Annotated in this window: 18 protein-coding genes; 13 read left to right on the forward strand and 5 right to left on the reverse strand. The window is 63.3% G+C overall.

The window, feature by feature from the left end:
• Nucleotides 1-10: 10 nt before the first annotated feature.
• Entirely contained in the window at nucleotides 11-1,084 is a 1,074-nt protein-coding gene (locus B0G82_RS15895) for a folate-binding protein YgfZ (protein WP_121307905.1), read from the reverse strand.
• A gap of 78 nt (nucleotides 1,085-1,162) precedes the next feature.
• Here B0G82_RS15895 and mltG point away from each other — a divergent pair, with 78 nt between their 5' ends.
• From mltG to B0G82_RS15950, 11 genes are all read left to right on the forward strand, one after another.
• Nucleotides 1,163-2,173: an endolytic transglycosylase MltG gene (gene mltG / locus B0G82_RS15900; protein ID WP_121308718.1), complete on the forward strand. Its 1,011-nt coding sequence runs from the start codon at nucleotides 1,163-1,165 to the stop codon at nucleotides 2,171-2,173.
• Nucleotides 2,173-2,793, forward strand: a complete 621-nt coding sequence (gene tmk, locus B0G82_RS15905; protein ID WP_116116923.1) for a dTMP kinase — start codon at nucleotides 2,173-2,175, stop codon at nucleotides 2,791-2,793. The genes mltG and tmk overlap by 1 nt, the downstream gene beginning before the upstream one ends.
• A gap of 96 nt (nucleotides 2,794-2,889) precedes the next feature.
• On the forward strand, nucleotides 2,890-3,924 hold the full coding sequence (locus tag B0G82_RS15910; protein WP_121307906.1) for a DNA polymerase III subunit delta': 1,035 nt from the start codon (nucleotides 2,890-2,892) through the stop codon (nucleotides 3,922-3,924).
• Nucleotides 3,925-4,045: 121 nt separating this feature from the next.
• Nucleotides 4,046-4,570: a GNAT family N-acetyltransferase gene (locus tag B0G82_RS15915; RefSeq protein WP_121307907.1), complete on the forward strand. Its 525-nt coding sequence runs from the start codon at nucleotides 4,046-4,048 to the stop codon at nucleotides 4,568-4,570.
• A 34-nt stretch (nucleotides 4,571-4,604) separates the two neighbouring features.
• On the forward strand, nucleotides 4,605-5,396 hold the full coding sequence (locus B0G82_RS15920) for a TatD family hydrolase (RefSeq protein WP_121307908.1): 792 nt from the start codon (nucleotides 4,605-4,607) through the stop codon (nucleotides 5,394-5,396).
• A gap of 52 nt (nucleotides 5,397-5,448) precedes the next feature.
• Nucleotides 5,449-6,189 (forward strand): ankyrin repeat domain-containing protein, encoded by a 741-nt coding sequence (locus tag B0G82_RS15925; RefSeq protein ID WP_116141282.1) that lies wholly within the window; start codon nucleotides 5,449-5,451, stop codon nucleotides 6,187-6,189.
• Between the two features lie 318 nt (nucleotides 6,190-6,507).
• On the forward strand, nucleotides 6,508-6,864 hold the full coding sequence (locus B0G82_RS15930; protein WP_012432952.1) for a Rap1a/Tai family immunity protein: 357 nt from the start codon (nucleotides 6,508-6,510) through the stop codon (nucleotides 6,862-6,864).
• 406 nt (nucleotides 6,865-7,270) lie between these two features.
• On the forward strand, nucleotides 7,271-8,494 hold the full coding sequence (locus B0G82_RS15935; protein ID WP_121307909.1) for a mechanosensitive ion channel domain-containing protein: 1,224 nt from the start codon (nucleotides 7,271-7,273) through the stop codon (nucleotides 8,492-8,494).
• A gap of 209 nt (nucleotides 8,495-8,703) precedes the next feature.
• A complete protein-coding gene (otsA, locus tag B0G82_RS15940) occupies nucleotides 8,704-10,116 on the forward strand; it encodes an alpha,alpha-trehalose-phosphate synthase (UDP-forming) (RefSeq protein ID WP_116141286.1) in 1,413 nt (470 codons plus the stop codon).
• A 115-nt stretch (nucleotides 10,117-10,231) separates the two neighbouring features.
• Nucleotides 10,232-11,398 carry an AAA family ATPase gene (locus tag B0G82_RS15945; RefSeq protein WP_121308719.1) on the forward strand — a complete coding sequence of 389 codons (1,167 nt, stop codon included), beginning with the start codon at nucleotides 10,232-10,234 and terminating at the stop codon, nucleotides 11,396-11,398.
• Between the two features lie 231 nt (nucleotides 11,399-11,629).
• Nucleotides 11,630-12,697, forward strand: coding sequence for a glycosyltransferase family 4 protein (locus B0G82_RS15950; protein ID WP_121307910.1), 1,068 nt, complete (start codon nucleotides 11,630-11,632; stop codon nucleotides 12,695-12,697).
• 297 nt (nucleotides 12,698-12,994) lie between these two features.
• Here B0G82_RS15950 and B0G82_RS15955 read toward each other — a convergent pair whose 3' ends face one another.
• From B0G82_RS15955 to B0G82_RS15965, 3 genes are all read right to left on the reverse strand, one after another.
• Nucleotides 12,995-13,582 (reverse strand): YSC84-related protein, encoded by a 588-nt coding sequence (locus B0G82_RS15955; protein ID WP_116141289.1) that lies wholly within the window; start codon nucleotides 13,580-13,582, stop codon nucleotides 12,995-12,997.
• 385 nt (nucleotides 13,583-13,967) lie between these two features.
• Nucleotides 13,968-14,417, reverse strand: coding sequence for a hypothetical protein (locus tag B0G82_RS15960; RefSeq protein WP_121307911.1), 450 nt, complete (start codon nucleotides 14,415-14,417; stop codon nucleotides 13,968-13,970).
• 234 nt (nucleotides 14,418-14,651) lie between these two features.
• Nucleotides 14,652-14,951: a PsiF family protein gene (locus B0G82_RS15965; RefSeq protein WP_106281143.1), complete on the reverse strand. Its 300-nt coding sequence runs from the start codon at nucleotides 14,949-14,951 to the stop codon at nucleotides 14,652-14,654.
• A gap of 447 nt (nucleotides 14,952-15,398) precedes the next feature.
• Between B0G82_RS15965 and B0G82_RS15970 the strand changes: the two genes are divergently transcribed.
• Entirely contained in the window at nucleotides 15,399-15,695 is a 297-nt protein-coding gene (locus B0G82_RS15970; protein WP_116141293.1) for a YciI-like protein, read from the forward strand.
• A gap of 593 nt (nucleotides 15,696-16,288) precedes the next feature.
• A complete protein-coding gene (locus B0G82_RS15975) occupies nucleotides 16,289-17,470 on the forward strand; it encodes a transposase (protein ID WP_121307912.1) in 1,182 nt (393 codons plus the stop codon).
• Between the two features lie 141 nt (nucleotides 17,471-17,611).
• Here B0G82_RS15975 and B0G82_RS15980 read toward each other — a convergent pair whose 3' ends face one another.
• Nucleotides 17,612-19,165 (reverse strand): mannose-1-phosphate guanylyltransferase/mannose-6-phosphate isomerase, encoded by a 1,554-nt coding sequence (locus B0G82_RS15980; protein ID WP_116141297.1) that lies wholly within the window; start codon nucleotides 19,163-19,165, stop codon nucleotides 17,612-17,614.
• Nucleotides 19,166-19,770: the final 605 nt, after the last annotated feature.

Genomic DNA, 19,770 nt, shown 5'->3' on the forward strand with positions numbered 1-19,770 from the left:
TGAGAGAGCTTTAAACTTCGGTCGGCAACCCGTACGGCAACGGCAGAAACCGCAGCGCCGGGCCGTCCGCCGCGCCCAGATGCACCGAGCCGTTTTCCAGCGCGGCGAGCTTGATCTCGACCAGCACATCGACGCCGCCGTCCGGCGCCCACGCCGCGTTCACGACCATGCCGCACGGCTGGCCCGGGTCGTCCGAATGAAACAGTTCCGCGCCGGCGCGCACCGTGTCGAGTTCGCCTGGCACGTTAGCGAGCGAGGTGCGCCGCTTGATCGTGCCGCGATACTGGCTGCGCGCCACGACTTCCTGACCGGGATAGCAGCCTTTGCGGAAATTCACCGCGCCGAGCACGTCGAAATTGACCATCTGCGGCACGAATTGCTCGACCACCGGCTGCGTGATGCGCGGCTCGCCCGCGCGAATGTCGAGCCAGTCCCACACGGCGGGCGAGACGCGTTTGAGTTTTTCGTCGAGCAAGGGCAGCAGCGACTCGACCTGTGCCTTCGGGCCGATCCACAGAAAACGCAGATGTTCGAGCGCATCCGGCACGCGAATCAGCGAGCCCGCCGCGCCGTCCACTTTCACATGCACGCCGTCCGGCAGCGCGTCGAACACGCCCGAGAGCGCCTTGCGCACGTCGCCGGCAAGACCGATCACGGCCAGCTCGCCGCTCGCATCCACAAGCTTGGCCTTGGCGCGCAGCACGAACATGGAGAGCCGCTTCTGCACGGCAGCCTGCACGTCTTTCGACGCCAGCAGGCGGATCGTATCGCCGCTGCGCCACGTCAGGAACGATGCGAGCAGACGCCCCTTGGCCGAGCAGTAGCCGGCGAGGCGCGCGTTGGCGGCATCGAGATGCTGGGTGTCGTTGGTCAACTGGCCATGCAGGAAGCTCGCCGCGTCGTCGCCGGTGGCGTCGATCACGCCGAACTGCGTGAGCGGCATGTACGCGCCGTGGTGGATGACCGCGTCGAATTCATCGGCAGAAGGGCGCGGCAGCGTGGGCAGAACGAAGGGCGTGGCGGCAGCGGCCGTGACGGCGTTGCCAGAGGGCGTGCCTGAAGCGGTAGCGAGCGGTATGTTCATGGATTCCGAGAACAGTCAATTCTGACTTTAGCTAAGGCAAACAAGTATTATATGCAGTCCAATCCTGCCACGTTCCGCATGACCCTTTTCAGAAAATGTTTCGTCGCCGGCGCAATCGTCGTTGTGCTGGCCGCAGCCGCCCTTGCCGGTGGGTATCACTGGGCCAACAGCCCGCTCGATCTGAACCCCGCGCAACTCGATGTCACCGTCAAGCCGCATAGCAGCTTGCGCAGCGTTACGCTGCAGCTCAATCGCGGCGGCGTGCCGGTCGAGCCCGAACTGTTCGTCATCATGACGCGGCTGCTGGGATTGCAAAGTGAGCTGAAATCGGGCAACTACGAATTCAAGACGGGCGTGACGCCGTACGAGGTGCTGCAGAAAATCGCTCGCGGCGACGTCAACGAATACGTGGCGACCATCATCGAAGGCTGGACCTTCAAGCGCATGCGCGCCGAGCTGGACGCCAATCCGGCGCTCAAGCACGACACGATCGGCATGAGCGACACGGATCTGATGAACGCGATCAACGCGCCGGAGGCGTCGATCGGCAATGGCGAAGGGCTGTTTTTCCCGGATACGTATCTGTTCGACAAGAACACCAGCGATCTCGACGTATACCGCCGCGCCTATCGCCTGATGCGTCTGCGTCTGGATGAGGCATGGACCACGCGCGCGCCGAACCTGCCGTACAAGACGCCGTACGACGCGCTGACCATGGCGTCGATCATCGAAAAGGAAACCGGCAAGAAATCCGACCGGCCGATGGTCGCCGCGGTCTTCGCGAACCGTCTGCGCGTGGGCATGCCGCTGCAAACCGACCCGACCGTGATTTACGGCATGGGCGACAGCTACGCCGGCCATATCAGGAAAAAAGACCTGCAGACCGACACTCCCTACAATACCTATACCCGGATGGGCCTGCCGCCGACGCCCATTTCGCTGCCCGGCGTGGCGTCGCTGCAAGCGGCGTTGAATCCGGCGCAAACCACCGCGCTCTATTTCGTGTCGCGCGGCGACGGCAGCAGTATCTTTTCCGACACCCTCGGCGATCACAACAAGGCCGTGGACAAATACATTCGAGGGCAATGATGGCGCGGGGCAAATTCATTACGTTTGAGGGCATTGACGGGGCGGGCAAGACCACCCATCTCGGCTGGTTTCGGGAGCGCCTCGAACAGAAGGTCGCAAGCGCCGGCCGCTCGGTCGTGATGACGCGCGAACCGGGCGGCACGCCGCTCGGCGAGCAGATCCGCGAGATCGTGCTGCATCAGAAGATGGACCTCGAAACCGAGGCGCTGCTGATGTTCGCGCTGCGCCGCCAGCATCTGGCCGAGGTAATCGAGCCCGCGCTCGCGCGCGGCGACTGGGTGCTGTCGGACCGTTTCACCGACGCGACTTTCGCCTATCAGGGCGGCGGCCGTGGTCTGCCGCGCGACAAGCTGGAAACGCTGGAGCGGTGGGTGCAGGGCGGTTTTCAACCGGATCTGACGGTGCTGTTCGACCTTGCGCCCGAGGTTGCCAACGAACGGCGCAGCGCCGTGCGCGATCCGGATCGCTTCGAGAGCGAGTCGGTCGCCTTTTTCAACCGCACGCGCGCCGAATATCTGCGCCGCGCCGAAGAAGCGCCATATCGGTTCGTTATCATTGACTCCGCGCAGAGCATTGTGCAGATTCAGAGAAAGCTTGATGAGTTGATTGCAGTGCTTTGATTTAAAAAGAATATAGCCTTGCCTTATAACACTGTGCAGAGTTCGCGTTGCACCTCAAAAAAACTCTGCAATAGCTTGATTTAAAAAAGAGAAACGATGATTTATCCGTGGCAAGCCGATGACTGGAACCGCCTGCAGCAGCTGCGCGGCCACTGGCCGCACGCCCTGTTGCTGCATGGACAGGCCGGCATCGGCAAGCTGCGCTTTGCGCAGCATCTTGCGCAAGGTCTGCTGTGCGAGGCGCAACAGCCGAACGGCGAGCCGTGCGGCGCATGCGTGGCCTGCAACTGGTTCGCGCAGGGCAATCATCCGGACTACCGGATCGTCGTGCCCGAGGCGCTCGCCGCCGAAGCCGGCCTGAACAACGCCGCAGTCGAAAAAGCCGACAAGGCCGACGCCGACGAAGGCAAGAAGACCCGCGCGCCCAGCAAGGAAATCAAGATCGAGCAGGTTCGCGGCCTGCTCGACTTCGTCGGCGTGGGTTCGCATCGCGGCGGCGCGCGTGTGGTCGTGCTGTATCCGGCGGAAGGGCTGAACATCGCCGCGGCCAACGCGCTCCTGAAGACACTCGAAGAACCGCCGGCGGGCGTCGTGTTCCTGATGGTGTCGGCGCGCATCGACCGCCTGCTGCCCACTATCATCAGCCGCTGCCGCCAGTGGCCGATGACCGTGCCCGCGCCCGACGTGGCGACGAAATGGCTCGCCGCGCAAGGCGTGGCCGAAGCGCCCGCGCTGCTCGCCGAAGCCGGCGGCGCGCCACTCACCGCGCTCGCGCTCGCCAGCGACGAAAACCGCACGCTGCGCGACTGGACGCTCAGGCAACTCGCCGCCGGCCCCGATTGCGATGCCTTCGCGTGCGGCGAGGCGTTGCAGAAGCTGCCCGTGCCGCTGGTGCTAGGCTGGCTGCAACGCTGGATGTACGATCTGCTGGCGCAGCGCACGGCGGGTGCGCCACGTTATTTTCCCCAGGCGTCGGCGGCGCTAACGCGTTGCGCGTCGCAGGCCGACGCCAGCGCGTTCGCGCGCTTCATGCGCATCGTGACGCGCCAGCGCGCCGTCGAGAACCATCCGCTGAATGCGCGGCTGGTGTTCGAGGAACTGTTTATCGGTTATCGCGAGTTGTTCGCCTAAGACCTGTCCGCGAGGTGCGCCGGTAGCGGCGGGCGCGCTTTGCAGCGCTTTACCGCACCAGGCCGACGACGCCGGTCCAACTTTCTTCCCGTATTGGCCTTCCCTCCAAGTTCAACGCACCATGAGCCTTTCCTACCGCGATGCCACGCTCGACGATCTGCCCGCGATCGTCGCCATCTACAACTCGACTGTGCCGTCGCGGCAGGTTACGGCGGATCTCGAACCCGTCAGCGTCGAAAGCCGGTTGGGCTGGTTTCACGCGCACGGTCCGCAAAAGCGGCCACTGTGGGTAGTGGACGACGCGCAACAACCGGGCCGCGTGATCGCGTGGCTGAGCTTTTCGGATTTCTACGGCCGTCCCGCTTATCAACGCACCGCCGAAGTCAGCATCTATCTCGACGAAAGCGCGCGTGGCCGCGGCCTTGGCAAGCAATTGCTCGCGGCTTCGCTGGCGGCGGCGCCGGCGCTCGGCATCGACTCCGTGCTCGGCTTTATCTTCGGCCACAATGAGGCGAGCCTGCGCCTGTTCCGCAGCTTCGGTTTCGACACGTGGGGCTCGTTGCCGCGCGTGGCCGTGCTGGACGGCGTGGAGCGCGATCTGGTGATTCTCGGCAAACGCCTGGACTCCGCCGCAGCCGCCGCCTGATTTACTTCGAGCACTTCTTAAGCAGGACATCACCATGTTTGTCGACTCGCACTGCCATATCAACTTCGAAGGACTCGCCGACCGCCTGCCGCAGGTGCTCGAAAATATGCGCAGCCATTCGGTCACGCATGCGCTGTGCGTTTCCGTCGATCTGGAAACGCTGCCGTCGGTGCTGGATATCGCCAACCGGTACGAGAACGTGTACGCGTCGGTCGGCGTGCATCCGGATCACGAGGACATGCGCGAGCCGAGCCTTGCCGAACTGGTCGAACTGGCCGCGCATCCGAAGGTGGTCGCGATCGGCGAGACGGGGCTCGACTATTACCGGCTGGAAGGCCGCTCGATCGCCGACATGGAATGGCAGCGCGAGCGCTTTCGCACGCATATCCGCGCGGCGCATGCTACGGGCAAGCCGCTGATCATCCATACGCGCTCGTCGTCGGAAGACACGCTGCGCATCATGGCCGAGGAGCGCGCGGGCGAGCCGGGCGGCGTGATGCATTGCTTTACGGAACCGTGGGCCGTCGCCGAACAGGCGCTGGCGCAGAATTTTTACATCTCGCTGTCGGGCATCGTCACGTTCAAGAGCGCGACCGACGTGCAGGACGTCGCGCGACGCGTGCCGCTGGAGCGTTTGCTGATCGAAACCGACTCGCCGTACCTCGCGCCGGTGCCGTATCGCGGCAAGCCAAATGAACCTGCGTACGTGAGTTATGTCGGACGGTTCATCGCGCAGCAACGCGAGACGCCGGAAACGGCGCTGGCCGCCGCGACCACGCAGAACTTCTTTCGCCTTTTCAAGATCCCCGCGCCGGCTGGCGCGTGAGATGTAAAGTCGATCATTGTCAAAAGGATAGGGACGTTTCCTAAAGTTAAATATGAGAGAAATTTCGATGTCGATTGCAGAGAATCAGGACGTTTCAGCGGCGCATGGGGCGCTGGCATCCGCACGGCGTGGCGCCTCGCGCGTCGCGTTCGCGGCCGCGCTGGCCTGTGCCGCGCTGACTTCGTTGGTGGTGTCGCCGGCTCAGGCTGCGCCGATCGATTCGCTGATCAAGTCGGTCAAGTTCGACGACGTCGACGGCGTCAACAAGCTGCTCGCCAAGGGCATGGACCCGAACAGCGTGGATAACCAGGGCATGCCGCTGCTGGTGCTGGCCGCGCGCGAGAAATCGGACAAGGTCGGCGCCGCGCTGGTTGCCAATCCGAAAACGAACATCGAGATTCAGGACAAAGCCGGCGAGAACGCGATGATGATGGCTGCGCTGAACGGCGACCTCGACTTCGTCAACCTGCTGATCGCAAAAGACGCCGAGGTGAACAAGAAGGGCTGGGCGCCGCTGCACTACGCGGCGGCGAACGGGCACGACGATATCGTCAAGGTGCTGCTCGACCATTCGGCCTACGTCGACGCCGGCTCGCCGAACGGCACGACGCCGCTGATGATGGCCGCGCGCGGCGGCCACGTGTCGACGGTGAAGTTGCTGCTCGACAACGGCGCGGATCTGACGGTGAAGAACCAGATCGGCCTGACGGCGCTCGATTTTGCCAAGACGTACAAGGAGCCGGACGTGGTCGAAGGGCTGACCGCGCGCCTGCAGCAGATGCAACAGAAGTGATGAGCGCGGCGGTGCGGGTCGGCGGTTGACGGGCAGAGAGGGTGTGCCGGCCGCTTCAACGCCTGGCACGGGCCAGTTGGGTCCACCGGCGGCTCGGGCGCCGCTGGGAGAGCAGCACCCCTACAACCGCCAAAGCGCAAAAATACCGGCGCAGCGGCCGCCGCCATGCATTGCAGTAAAAAGTGCCTGAAGATAGCGCGGCCGCACACGCTTGCGCTTCGCAAAACAGTGCAGAATGACGACTTTGGCGCGCCGCCTGGGCGTGCCGTTCGGACGCGGCGAAAGACCGCCTGATAAACGACCCTGGAAAGGAACACCATGCTGCGGGCTTTGATTTTCGCCAGCGCGCTCGCCGTACCGCTATCGGCAGCCGCGTTTACGGGAGGCGACCTCAACAAGCTGTGCACCAAGACGGATGTGGCATCGCGTAGCGCGTGCGCCGCTTATATCGAAGGCGCCGCTGACGGCATCTTCAATACCATCGACGCGATCGGCGGCACGACGGGTCCGCGTGTCGGCCAGTACTTCTGCTTGCCGCAGGACGCGCGCTCGGCGCAGTTGACCGACGCGGTGCGCAAGTATATTGCCGAGAATCCGAACGTCGCGGGCTACAACGCCAGCACGGCGATCTCGCTGGGACTCGGCAAGGCGTTTCCCTGCAAGAGCGGTAGTTGATTGTGAACTGAATCACGGCTGACATGCCTCGCGCGCCCCGTGGCGGGCGCGTCGGGCGTTCAGCCTGCGGGCGTGTTTCCGGTTTCAGCGGCCGGAATTCCGCTTGGGGCTTCTTCGAAGGCCGCTTGAAAACGGTCTGAACCGTGGCCGTCGGTTTGCAGAAACGGCGGGTTTCCGGCACCTTTCCGCGCTCGCGCAGACGAACGACCTAAGATGTCTACAGGCAGTCCGCGACGGCGCGCAGTCGGTCGCCTCGCGCCTGCTTCAACGCCGGACGCTTCGCCGACGGCGCCGTCGGCCTTCTTGCTCGTCACGCAACACCGAAGCCGTGTTCGAGGCTCGCGGGTCATGCGCCCGTTCCGCGCGGGTTCTGTTCCCCACCCAAGCCAGGAGGAAAATCCCTTTCATGCCAACTCTCGACGACCTCAGCCGCATGGCCGAAGCGCCGCTGCATACGTGGGTCGGCGCGTTGCTCGTCTCCGTCATCGCGATGGTGCTGGCCGTGGGCATCCATCGGATCGGCGCGCGCATCGTGACGCGGCTCGCGCGGCCTTATCCGCTGACGAGCGTCGTGCTGCGCTACATCGACAAGCCTTCGCTGTTCGTGCTCGTGATCCTCGCGCTGGAGGCCGTATGGTGGGAAGCGCCTGACACGCTGACCTTCATCACGCCGCTGCGCGACGCCGTCGCGATTACGCTGATCGGCGGAATGACGTGGCTGTCCGTGCGCTCGGCGGCGGCGATCGGCGAGGCGATCATTCAGGCCCATCCCCTCGACACCGCCGACAACCTGCAGGCTCGCCGTATTCATACGCAGGCGCGCGTGCTGGCCCGTTCGGTGATGTTCGTGATCGTGATCATCGGCGTGGGCGGCGCGTTGATGACGTTTCCGAGCGTCCGGCAGATCGGCGCGAGCCTGCTGGCGTCCGCGGGCGTGGCCGGCTTGGTCGCCGGTATTGCGGCGCGGCCGGTGCTCGGCAATCTGATCGCCGGCTTGCAGATCGCGCTATCCCAGCCTATCCGTCTCGACGACGTCGTCGTGATCCAGGGCGAGTGGGGGCGTATCGAGGAAATCACCGGCACGTATGTGTCGGTGCGTCTGTGGGATCAGCGGCGGCTGATCGTGCCGCTGCAGTGGTTTATCGAAAACCCGTTTTCCAACTGGACCCGCAGCAGTTCGCAGATCATCGGCACGGTGTTTCTGTACGTCGATTACCGCATGCCGCTAGCGCCGTTGCGCGAGGAACTCGCGCGCATCGTCGAGGACGCGCCCGAGTGGGACCGCCGCGTGCAGGTGTTGCAGGTCACGGACGGCACCGAGCGCTCCATGCAATTGCGCGCGCTCGTCAGTTCGCTCGACTCCGGCCTGAACTGGGATTTGCGCTGCCGGGTGCGCGAAGGTCTGCTCGACTTCATTCAACAGCACTATCCGCAGTACCTGCCGCGGGCGCGCGCGGAAGTGTCGGCGGAACTCGAAACCGGCAAGGGCGCACCACTCGACTGGGTGCCGCGCGGCACGCAAACGCCGGCCGGCAGCACCGCCGCGCATACCGAGGCCGATCCGGTGGCAAGCCGCGCGGGACGGCCGTCGGCGGTCGGCGCGCCGGGGCCGGTGAAGGAAAAAGTTTGACGGCGAGAAGCGGCAAATCTTGAGGTCGCGGTGCCGATAGATGCAACTGATCGGGCACCAAAACAGTCGAACCGTCCACTCACTCACGAATCCGGCGCGGCGCCGCGTGCTTCATGTGTTTGGGTTCTCGACGCGCAACCGGGCGCGAGACACTTCGAGCACCTGCGAAGGCACGGAGCGCGCCGCGCGAACCAAGGAGGACATGCAATATGGGCCGACTCATCGTCGTGTCGAATCGCGTCGCAACGCCGACGGAAACCAGGGGCTCGGCCGGCGGCCTCGCCGTCGGCGTATTCGGCGCGCTGAAGGATGCCGGAGGCGTGTGGTTCGGCTGGAGCGGCGACGTGGTCAGCGAGACCGTCGCCAACGCGGGCCCCACGCTGGAGCAGGACGGCGCGGTGACCTTCGCGACCGTCGGTCTGACGCGCAAGGACTACGACCAGTACTATCGCGGCTTCTCGAACGCAACGCTGTGGCCGGTATTCCACTACCGCAACGACCTCGCGCGCTACGAGCGCGAAGAGTACGCGGGCTACCGGCGCGTCAACGCGTGGCTCGCGCACAAGCTGATCAAGCTGCTTGAACCCGACGACGTGATCTGGATTCACGACTACCATCTGATCCCGTTCGCCGAGGCGCTGCGCAACGAGGGCGTCACGAATCGCATCGGCTTCTTCCTGCACATTCCGTTTCCCGCGCCGCAGATCCTGCTCAACATTCCGCCGCATGAAGAGCTGGTGAAGTCGCTGTCGTGCTATGACCTGCTGGGCTTTCAGACCGCGACCGACGAACTCGCCTTCAAGGACTACGTCACGCGCCACGCGCGCGGCACCGTGGGCGCGGACGGCGTGGTCGAAGCATTCGGCCGCAAGCTGCGCACGGGCGTGTACCGGATCGGCGTGTTCCCGGACGAAATCGCCGAGCAGGCGAAGCGCTACGAAAGCCGTCAGCACGTGCTCGACCTGAAGCAGAGCCTGGAAGGGCGCAAGCTGATCATGAGCGTCGACCGGCTCGATTACTCGAAGGGTCTCGTCGAGCGCTTCCGCGCGTTCGAGCATCTGCTGGAGCGCTCGCCGGAATGGCGTGGCAACGTCACGCTGGTGCAGATCGCGCCGCCGACCCGCTCGGACGTCGCCACCTATCAGAAGATTCGCCAGGATCTGGAGTACGAGGCAGGGCGCATCAATGGCCGCTACTCGGGGCTCGACTACACGCCGATCCGCTATTTGAACCAGCAGTACGACCGCTGGAAGCTGATGTCGCTGTTCCGCGAATCGCAGATCGGTTTCGTCACGCCGCTGCACGACGGCATGAATCTGGTGGCGAAGGAATACGTCGCCGCGCAGAATCCCGACGACCCCGGCGTGCTGGTGCTGTCGATTTTCGCGGGCGCCGCGGCGGAGCTGACCGGCGCGCTGCTGGTCAATCCGCATGATGCGATCGGCATGTGCGAAGCGCTGCAGCGCGCGTTGCAGATGCCGCTCGACGCGCGTCAGCGGCGTCACGAGATCAACATGGAGGCGCTGCGCAAGAACGATCTCGGCGTGTGGCGCGACACCTTCCTGCGCGATCTGCGCAGCGTGCCGGCGCGGAAGCCGGGCAACGGCGGCGGCCATAAGTAATGGGGCGTGTCGACCAGTGTTTGTCCGGCTTCGGGAACGGCGGCGTGAGCGCGTGTTCAGGTGCGGCAGGACTGAGGGACGCGCGCGCCTGCGCGACTGAATGTCGGGCCGGCGCATGCTGACCACTCTGGCAATTGCGGGCTATCGCTCGTTGCGCGAGTTGATCGTGCCGCTCGGCAGGCTGAACGTGATCACAGGTGCAAACGGCAGCGGCAAGTCGAGCGTGTATCGCTCGCTGCGGCTGCTGTCCGAAGCGGCGCGCGGCGGGTTGATTACTTCGCTCGCGCGCGAGGGCGGTTTGCCGTCGACGCTATGGGCCGGTCCTGAGCGCTTTTCGCGGGCCGTGCTGGCGGGCGAGTTCGCGGTTGAACCGCTGCGCCGCAAGGAGCCGGTCAGTCTGCGGCTCGGGTTTTCCGGCGCTCAATTCGGCTATGCGATCGATCTCGGTCTGCCGCTCGTCAATCGCGCCACGCGCTTTCCGCTCGATCCCACCATCAAACGCGAATGCATCTGGAGCGGGCCCGTGCTGCGGCCGTCGGCCCTGCTGGTCGATCGCCAAGGCCCGGCGCTGCGCACACGCGACGAGCAGGGCGACTGGCAGACCATTCCACAACCGGTCGCCAGCTTCGACAGCATGATGACGGAGTTCTCCGACCCGCGCACCGCGCCGGAGATGATCACGGTGCGTGAACAGATCCGCTCGTGGCGCTTCTACGACCACTTCCGCACCGACGCCGATGCGCCCGCGCGTCTGCCGCAGATCGGCACGCACACGCCCGTGCTCGCGAACGACGGCGCGGATCTCGCCGCTGCCTTGCAGACCATCCGCGAGATCGGCGACCCGGTCGCGCTGGACGCCGCCATCGACGACGCCTTCCCCGGTTCGCGCCTCGAGGTTGCGACCCAGGACGGCCGCTTCGAAGTGACGATGCAACAGCACGGCCTGCTGCGGCCGCTGAAAGGCGCGGAGTTGTCCGACGGCACCTTGCGTTATCTGCTGCTGGTCGCGGCCTTGCTGACGCCGCGTCCGCCCGAATTGCTGGTGCTGAACGAACCGGAGACGAGCCTGCATCCGGACCTGCTGCCGGCGCTCGCGCGCCTGATCGCGCGAGCTGCCGCGCATTCGCAGGTGCTGGTGGTGTCGCACGCCGCGCGTTTGATCGCAGCGCTCGAACGCGAAGAGACGAGTCAGTCGATCGTGCTGGAGAAGCAGTTCGGCGCAACTCGCATTACCGATGCAGACGATCGCGATCTGCCGGCTTGGAAATGGCCCGCGCGCTAAGCACGAGACGCCGTGTGCGCGCCGAGCCGGATGTAAGCTGAATGTAACAGCGCCGAGGAAATGCAAGACAAGGGGCTTTTTGTTGTGCCGTAGTGAATAATGCTTCGATGCCGGTGGTGCACGCGGCCGGCTCGGGCCGTTGCATTGATCGGAGGTATCGGCGCTGTCATACTCAGCGCCGCTGGCGCGCACCGCCTCGAGGCGCAAGCCGTCAGCTTACGGAGACAATATATGAAGATTGCGCAGATCGCCCCTTTGACCGAATCGGTGCCGCCGAAGCTATATGGCGGCACGGAGCGCGTCGTGTCGTACATCACCGAAGCGCTGGTCGATCTTGGACATGACGTGACGTTGTTCGCGAGCGGCGACTCCGTTACGAGTGCGAAGCTCGAAGCCGTCTGGCCGCGCGCGCTGCGCCTCGATCCCGGCATTCGCGACCGCGTGGCGCCCCATATGCTGTTGATGGAACTGGTGCGCCGCCAGGCCGAGGATTTCGACGTTCTGCATTTTCACCTCGACTACTACTCGTTCTCGGTCTTCAAGCGCCAGGACACGCCGTTTGTCACCACCATGCACGGCCGCCTCGATTTGCCCGAGCAGCAGCCGGTGTTCGACACGTTCAACACCGCGCCGGTGATCTCGATTTCGAATTCGCAGCGGCATCCGCTACCGCAGGCCAAGTGGCTGACCACCGTCTATCACGGCTTGCCTGAGCAACTCTACACGCCGCAGCCAGTCGAGCAGAAGTACCTCGCGTTTCTCGGCCGGATCTCGCCGGAAAAACGTGTCGATACCGCGATCCGGATTGCGGGCCGTTGCGGCCTGCCGATTCGCATCGCCGCGAAAGTGGATGCCGCCGATCGCGAATACTTCGAGCGCGACATCCGGCCGTTGCTGGACTTGCCCCACGTGGAGTTTATCGGCGAGATCGCGGATCACCAGAAGGCCGAATTCCTGTCCGGCGCGCACGCGCTGCTATTTCCGATCGACTGGCCGGAGCCGTTCGGCCTCGTGATGATCGAAGCAATGGCATGCGGCACGCCGGTGATTGCGTTCAATCGCGGCTCGGTCCCGGAAGTGCTGGAAGACGGCTTGACGGGTTATATCGTCGAAGACGAAATCGGCGCAGTGGCGGCGGTCAATCGTCTGCACAAGATGCCGCGCGCGGGCGTGCGGCAGCGCTTCGAAGAGCGCTTCACCTCGCGCCGCATGGCGCAAGAATATGTGGATGCTTACCAGATGGTGATTCGTGCGCAGAAGCGTTCGCGCTTTAAGGTGATCGATACGTCGGGAAGCTGAACGGAAGCGATCCGGCTCGCCCGGCAGGGTGAAAAAAGAGCGGCGATGCGGGATGCGCATCGCCGTTTTTCGTTGGCGCACGACTTAAGACGATCGGGGCGTTGCAACAGGCGCCGGCGGTCATCATGGACGCGGCCCGCGTGCAGTCCACAAAAGCTCGCCGGCGCGGCGCATGCCACGTTGCTGAGGTTGCAAAGGCAGGCTGCGCAGGATTGCGTCTGATACGGCCACCGCTGCTCACGGAACCCGGCGGATCAGACGCACACCCCGCAGACTGGCCAACGGCTCGCGCGTCGGTTAGATCTTCAGACGCGAAACCTTGGTGCCTTGCAGCGATACATCGGCCATCAGACCGGCGTTGGTCAGCACGATCACTTCGACCGGCGCGGTGGCCGTGGTGGTGTCGATCGCGCCGTTGGCGCCCATCTTGATCAGCGCGACGGACGCGTCGCCGCCCGCCGACCAGCCATCGGCATTGCGGAATTTGTCCAGCGCATCCTGCGTCATGAACAGGAAGATGATCGCCTTCGACTGCGCGCCTGCCTGCAGGCCGAACGAACCGGAAATCGTGCTGTAGTAACCGACCGTGCCGCCGCCTACGCGCAGCGAACCTTCGCCATACTGTCCGCCGACCACGAAGCCCACCTGCAACACCGAAGGGAACACCAGAACGCCACGCGCCTTCGAGACCAGTTCGTGCGAACCCTTCACGGTCGTGTAGAGCCGCGACATGGTGCCGTCGACGCTAGCGTCGATCGACTGGCGTTTGGCTGAGTCGGTGGCGGGGGTATCGGGATTGCCTTTATTGGTCGTACAACCAGCGAGTGCAAGGCCTCCGAAAGCGAGCGCAGCGGTAGTCTTCAGCATGAAGTTTCGTCTTTGCATCGTTTTTCTCCGTCATGGTTCCGGGGCGCAACCTTATCTGTTTAGCCAGGTTGCTTTTGAGTTATATCACACGCAAGCCCAAAAGGCGCACTTCCTCGTCAGGCCAAAAGCCTTGTGCAGCGGGGCTTTCGGGCAAATCGTAAGACACCATGCCGTAATTTTGACCGGCGGCGCAGGGCGCATTGAAGCTGCGCATAGCGCGCGTTGAACGGGTTCGCGTGAATCGCGCCGGGTTTCGCTAAAGCCAATAGGAGCGGAACGGCCACCGCTTCGACCATTCGTTTTTACCGATTTTGCGCCGTGCGAACCGGCTTTGAAACGGAATTGAAAGTGTTGTCGTGACGCCGCACATCGCCCTGCATTCGGCCTACCGATCGCGGCGCGCTCAACCGTGGTTCGCCGGACTCTTGACCGCCGGCGGACGCCGCAGCGCGCGGCGCACCATGCCGATCAGCACGCCAAGCAGAAACAGCGTCACGGCCGGCACGATCCAGTAGCCGACGAAGGCGTGCCAGAGATAGGCCATCAGCGTGGAGCGGCGCACACTGTATTCATTGCGGGCGTCCTGCTGACGCGGCGCGTTGGCGGCCAGCACATCGGCCGGACAGCCCGCCGCTTGCGCTTCGTCGGGCTTGCCGTGGCAGCGCGCGGGGGCGCCGGCGGCACGCTGCGCTTCGGTGAAAGTCCAGCTGGTCAGCGCACGGTCGAGGTCGACGGCGTTGTACGCCATTTCCTCCCGGATCTCGCTCACCGCCACGATCGCCACGGGCACCGCCCAGAATATGATGACGACCAGCCACCGCCTCAACCAGCGGTTTTTATGCTTCGATACCATCCTTGCCTCCGATGGATGCTCTGCAGCACCAACGACAAGATGGCGGCCCGTCTAATGTTGTATGGGGGTGGGCCGTCTCCGCAGCCATCATAGAAGAAAAATGGCGGGTTCGGGCGGGTGGACTGCGCGGGAAGGGGCGGGACGCGCTAAGCGAGCGCTGGACAACAGCATCGCTGTGTTCGAGCGGAGTACGCTCAGGCGCCGCGCTTGACGCGCGACGCCGGTTCGCCATGTTTAATTAGCCGGTGCCGACGACAGGCAGGTCTTCATGAACGCCTTGCGGTCGTCGCCCTTTTTGCCGGTGGCTTGCGTGTTGCACGCCTTCATTTTGTCCTGCTGGCTCATTGGGGCAGCGGCGGCCGGTTTCGCGGACAGGCAGGTTTTCATGAACGCCTTGCGGTCGTCGCCCTTCTTGTCGCCGGCCTGCTTGTTACAGTCGGCCATTTTGGTTTGCTGGCTATTATCTGCGAACACCGGCGAAGAAACGAGGACGGCACCCAGCACCAGCGTTGCGATAGCGGATTGGATTTTCATGTGACACTCCATCGGTGGTGAAAACGTTTTTGGTCGTTCATGCGCGCGGGCGTCAACGGTATCCAGGACCCTCGGCACGTTCATTATGGCAAATGCTGTCTGCGAGAACGGCTGGAAACGCAATCCGGTTGACAGTGCCCGACACTCGTTTTCCCTTACGTGACGGGGACTGGCGGCGGATTGGCGGATAAAAACGCGAATGGCGCCACATGGAATTATGTTATGCATTCCAGATTAAATGCGTAAAGTGAATTCAAGCGAATTAGCACTAAACAATTCCGTGAGATCGATGAAAAAATTCGAGCATGCTTTGCGCATTGCTGCACATGCAATTGAATTGTAATTCGGCAAAAAAATCCACTGCCCAACATATGGGTAATATCGACCAGAAGGCATGCCGTCGATTGCGCGACTGGTCCGCTCTCACACCGGCCAAGGAGGCTCGTTATGCACTATCTGTTGACGTACGACCTGGTGTCCGACTACCTCGAACGGCGGCCAGCGTACCGCGATGCGCATCTGAAGCTGGCGTGGGCGGCCGTCGAGCGCGGCGAGTTGTTGCTGGCCGGCGCGCTGGCCGAACCCACGGATACTGCTGTCCTGCTCTTTCAAGGTGACTCTACCGCTGCCGCCGAAGCCTTTGTCAAGGCCGATCCGTATGTACTCGCCGGTCTCGTGACGCGCTGGCGCGTGCGTGAATGGACGACGGTGGTGGGCGAGGGCGCGGCAAAACCCGTGCGCTGAACGCACGGCCGTCCGGTTGTATCGGCGAAGTGGCGAGCGACCAAACACGTCGCTTGCCTGGCGCTCCTGTGTCCCTCACACCACGCGATTTCCTTGCCGTTGATGCACTGCACATAGATTGATCGATGCTGCTTGCGGCGCATCAATCGATCGGCTCAAGCCGAGCCAAAATGCATTGAAATCTCGTCACGGACGAACCGCGGATTCATAAACGTTATTCGTCGCCATGCCTGCGTGTTGTGCGCTGCAATAGCGTCACTTTTCTACTGGAAGCGACGGGACTTTTGTGACGGAATTGCGAGGAAAGACGCAGCAAAAAGGACAAGATTGTTTCTATCCGTAACACTTGTCTCATTCATATTCACGCAAACCCTGGTGATGGTATGCTTCGTGCACAAATTCTCCCATGCACGAGTGAGACCACGTTTTGTGCTTCGCAATAGGGACAAGCCGCACTAAGTCGGGGCGGTTATGACCAGCCAACAAAACGTACAAAACATATTTGTGCAACCGAGGCCTGCACACGGGTCGTGAAAGTTGAATCCGTGGCAGTCCAAAGCCGCGGCCTGGCCAGGCTGCGTGGAGAAAACCCAATGTTTTTCGATGAGCTAAGCAATGACGAATGGGCGCTGCTGGCAGCGCTTGTTTCAGATGAGCCGGCCGTCCGTCTAAACCGACGCGGCCGGCCCCGCGCCGAACCGCGCATCGTGGCGAATGCCGTCCTGTGGATTCTGACAACCGGTGAACCCTGGTCGAAACTGCCCGGGCGCTATCCGTCGGGTCCGACTTGCCGGCGCCGTTTTGAAGAGTGGCAATTGAACGGCACGCTTCTCGAGATGGTTCGGCTGTTATCGCAAACCGGGCGCACCTTTGCGTACGTCCCCCAACCGGCGCCGCCCGTCGCGGCCAAACCCGCGGCACCGGTAGCGGAATCGCCCAGCCTGCGCGACGAGCATCTGCGTGGCGTGTCCTGGAGAAGCCCCGAGTCATGGCAGGCGCCCGGTGGCGTGTCGAGCAGCCTGGGCAACTGGCGTTCGGCCGATCCGATTGCCGACATGACGCGGCAGCTGTCCGGCGTCACGCATGCGCCGCCGGTATCTCGTCCGCCAGCCGCACCCGTCGCAGCACCCGCACGGCACGTTGTGCGGACGGGCTTGCCGCGTCCGGACGAGGCGCGCGCGGTCGGTGCGGCCATGCATGGTCTGAATTCGGCCATCGTGTCGGCGCGCGGCACATCCGCGCCTGACGATCGGCGCAACCCGCTGTCGATGAGCCTCGCGCCACGCGGCACGGAAATCGCCGATCGGAGCGGCTACGTGATTTACATCGCGGCCGAGCCGGTGCCGAACGCCATGTATCGGGCGTGGGCGGAAATCATGAAGGACGGCAAACGCGTCGAGCGTTCCGGCCTCGTCGGCCCGCGCTTTGAGCAAAGTGAAGCGGCGGAGCAATACGCGCTCGACTGGGCGCGGCAATGGATCGACCGCGAATGCCTCACGTTGGCGGCTGCGCAGCAATCCGCCGCCGGGGTTCAGGCAGCGGCTCATGTTCCGGCGAATCCGGCGCCCGTCGCGGCGCGTCCGTTGCCAGCCTTGCGCCATGTGCCCGAGCCGGTCGCGGCCAATCACGGCGCGCCGTTGCATGGACCGCTCAACGCGTTCCGCGGTCCGTTGCGCCGCTATCCGGGCGAACCGGCCGCTGCCACCGCAGCGACCGAGAGCAGTGCGTCCGATCGCTACCCGTCGTACACAGAACTCATCTCCCACGCGGGGTGAGCGCGGCGGCTAGCACAGCAGTTCCCCGCGGCCGGTAGGAGCAACCGCCGCAGGTTCCCGCTTCATTCGTTGTGACATTCGCTGTGATTCACTGGTGTTGTAAGAAGGACGCCGTTCGCCGACGCCCCTCATTCACTCGCGTTACTGGCGTCCGTAGGTATCGTCGAAGCGCACGATATCGTCTTCGCCGAGATACGAGCCGGACTGGACCTCGATCATTTCGAGCGGCATCTTGCCCGGATTCTCGAGGCGGTGGGTGACACCCAGCGGAATATAGGCCGATTCGTTTTCAGAGACGATAAAGCGCTCTTCACCGCGTGTGACGAGCGCCGTACCGCGCACGACGATCCAATGTTCGGCGCGGTGATGATGCATTTGCAGCGAGAGCCGCGCACCCGGTTTCACCACGATCCGTTTGACCTGGAAGCGCTCGCCCGTGTCGACGGAATCGTAGTTGCCCCACGGGCGATGCACCTTGCGATGGTTGGCCGCTTCCAGCCCGCCGTCGTTGCGAATCCGGCCCACGATCTTCTTGACGTCCTGCACGCGCGACTTGTCGGCGACCAGAATGGCGTCGGCCGTTTCCACCACCACGAGATCCTGGGTGCCCACACAGGCAATCAGGCGTCCTTCCGAATGCGCGAAGGTCGAAGCCGCGCCTTCGAACATCACGCGTCCTCGCCCCACGTTCTGATCGGCGTCCTTGTCCGAGATATCCCAGATCGCGTCCCACGAACCCACGTCGGACCAGCCTGCCTGCAACGGCACGACCACGCCCGAGGCCGCGCCTTGATCGTTGCCGAGCTGCTCCATCACCGCATAGTCGATCGAATTCGACGGCGAAGCGCTGAACGCGTCGCGCTGCAGACGGAAGAAGTCGCCGTCCGCCTTGCCGCCCGCAAACGCAGCATTGCAGGCTTCGTAAATGGCCGGCTGGAAATGGCGGATCGCCTTCAGCCACGTGGACGCGCGCATGATGAAGATGCCGCTATTCCACCAGTACTCCTTCGATTCGATATAGCGCTGCGCCAGTTCCAGATGCGGCTTCTCGACAAAGCGATCGAGCTTGTGCGCGCCGACCTTGCCGGTCACTTCCGCGCCGGCCTCTTGCGTGTGATTAGTCGTGCCAAGCGCCGCGCCGATGCGGATGTAGCCATAGCCCGTTTCCGCGCGCGTCGGCACGATACCCATCGTGACGATATGGCCGGCCGCTGCATGCTGCACGCCGGCGGCCACGGCCGCATGAAATCCGTCGATGTCGGTGACCGCATGATCGGCGGGCATCACGACCATGATGCCGTCTTCGTCCTGCGCGGCGACCGAGAGGGCGGCCACCGTGAGCGCCGGCGCGGTATCGCGGCCGACGGGTTCGAGAATCAGCCGGGTTGGCTTGCCGCTCGTGCGCAACTGCTCGGCGGTGGTGAAGCGCTGTTCTTCGTTGGCTACCACGACGAGTTGCTCGGTGAGCGGATAGCCTGCCTCGAGTCCTTCGAGACGGCGCGTGGTGGACTGCAGCAGCGAATCGTCGCCGAGCAGCCCGATCAACTGTTTCGGGTGCTGTTCGCGCGACATCGGCCACAACCGCGTGCCGGAGCCGCCCGCCAGAATCACGGGATGAACCTTGAGCTTGACGTTCAGGGACTTGACTTGCGTGGACCGGGTGTCGGCGGGCGTTGCCGTAACCGGAGCTGTCATGATGGACTCCTCGAGGCTGGGTGAATGCGTCAAGTTTTATCACGAACTTTGGAATCAATAAAAGCGCGTTAAATAGAAACTATATAAAACGCCTAATTCGTTTCTCCATTTCGTGAAGAAAAAATGTCCGGATAATTTTTAAAAAAGAAAAATTACCCGAAAAAAATAGCGGACCATTTTTTTACCGCGGTCCATGCGTCAGAATGATGGCGGAGGAAGATGCACAAGCTTCGCAGGAAAGCGCGCTCAAAGTGCAAGATCGGCTTAGGTAAAGGCTCGCAGGACGCCTGTGAAAGGGCGGATTCGGTAATAATTGCCGAACAAAATTCAGAAAAAATGCCGAAACATTGACCGATACAATTTGAGATATTTTGCGCTCTTGCAGTGGGAATTTTAATATCGCTTTATCTATACCTGAACAAGGGTATTCACTCATTCCGACACAGGTTTCCCATTCGGCTGCTCAGGCAGTTTTTTCGGACGGGAAACAGAAGGGCAATTAGCACCGGTTCAAACAGTTACGCGTCGCGCATGGATTTGCATGACGCGGTTACCGGCGTTGTGCGGCCCGTTGCCGGACTGCATTTCAACCAACCAGCGGATGG

Origin of the sequence: Paraburkholderia sp. BL17N1, assembly GCF_003634175.1 — a bacterium.
In the GTDB taxonomy this organism is placed as follows: domain Bacteria; phylum Pseudomonadota; class Gammaproteobacteria; order Burkholderiales; family Burkholderiaceae; genus Paraburkholderia.

Bases quoted from the DNA above. Each gene is read 5' to 3' on its own strand.
- B0G82_RS15895 (WP_121307905.1), bottom strand. From the start codon at position 1,084: ATGAACATACCGCTCGCTACCGCTTCAGGCACGCCCTCTGGCAACGCC.
- mltG (WP_121308718.1), top strand. From the start codon at position 1,163: ATGACCCTTTTCAGAAAATGTTTCGTCGCCGGCGCAATCGTCGTTGTG.
- tmk (WP_116116923.1), top strand. From the start codon at position 2,173: ATGGCGCGGGGCAAATTCATTACGTTTGAGGGCATTGACGGGGCGGGC.
- B0G82_RS15910 (WP_121307906.1), top strand. From the start codon at position 2,890: ATGATTTATCCGTGGCAAGCCGATGACTGGAACCGCCTGCAGCAGCTG.
- B0G82_RS15915 (WP_121307907.1), top strand. From the start codon at position 4,046: ATGAGCCTTTCCTACCGCGATGCCACGCTCGACGATCTGCCCGCGATC.
- B0G82_RS15920 (WP_121307908.1), top strand. From the start codon at position 4,605: ATGTTTGTCGACTCGCACTGCCATATCAACTTCGAAGGACTCGCCGAC.
- B0G82_RS15925 (WP_116141282.1), top strand. From the start codon at position 5,449: ATGAGAGAAATTTCGATGTCGATTGCAGAGAATCAGGACGTTTCAGCG.
- B0G82_RS15930 (WP_012432952.1), top strand. From the start codon at position 6,508: ATGCTGCGGGCTTTGATTTTCGCCAGCGCGCTCGCCGTACCGCTATCG.
- B0G82_RS15935 (WP_121307909.1), top strand. From the start codon at position 7,271: ATGCCAACTCTCGACGACCTCAGCCGCATGGCCGAAGCGCCGCTGCAT.
- otsA (WP_116141286.1), top strand. From the start codon at position 8,704: ATGGGCCGACTCATCGTCGTGTCGAATCGCGTCGCAACGCCGACGGAA.
- B0G82_RS15945 (WP_121308719.1), top strand. From the start codon at position 10,232: ATGCTGACCACTCTGGCAATTGCGGGCTATCGCTCGTTGCGCGAGTTG.
- B0G82_RS15950 (WP_121307910.1), top strand. From the start codon at position 11,630: ATGAAGATTGCGCAGATCGCCCCTTTGACCGAATCGGTGCCGCCGAAG.
- B0G82_RS15955 (WP_116141289.1), bottom strand. From the start codon at position 13,582: ATGCAAAGACGAAACTTCATGCTGAAGACTACCGCTGCGCTCGCTTTC.
- B0G82_RS15960 (WP_121307911.1), bottom strand. From the start codon at position 14,417: ATGGTATCGAAGCATAAAAACCGCTGGTTGAGGCGGTGGCTGGTCGTC.
- B0G82_RS15965 (WP_106281143.1), bottom strand. From the start codon at position 14,951: ATGAAAATCCAATCCGCTATCGCAACGCTGGTGCTGGGTGCCGTCCTC.
- B0G82_RS15970 (WP_116141293.1), top strand. From the start codon at position 15,399: ATGCACTATCTGTTGACGTACGACCTGGTGTCCGACTACCTCGAACGG.
- B0G82_RS15975 (WP_121307912.1), top strand. From the start codon at position 16,289: ATGTTTTTCGATGAGCTAAGCAATGACGAATGGGCGCTGCTGGCAGCG.
- B0G82_RS15980 (WP_116141297.1), bottom strand. From the start codon at position 19,165: ATGACAGCTCCGGTTACGGCAACGCCCGCCGACACCCGGTCCACGCAA.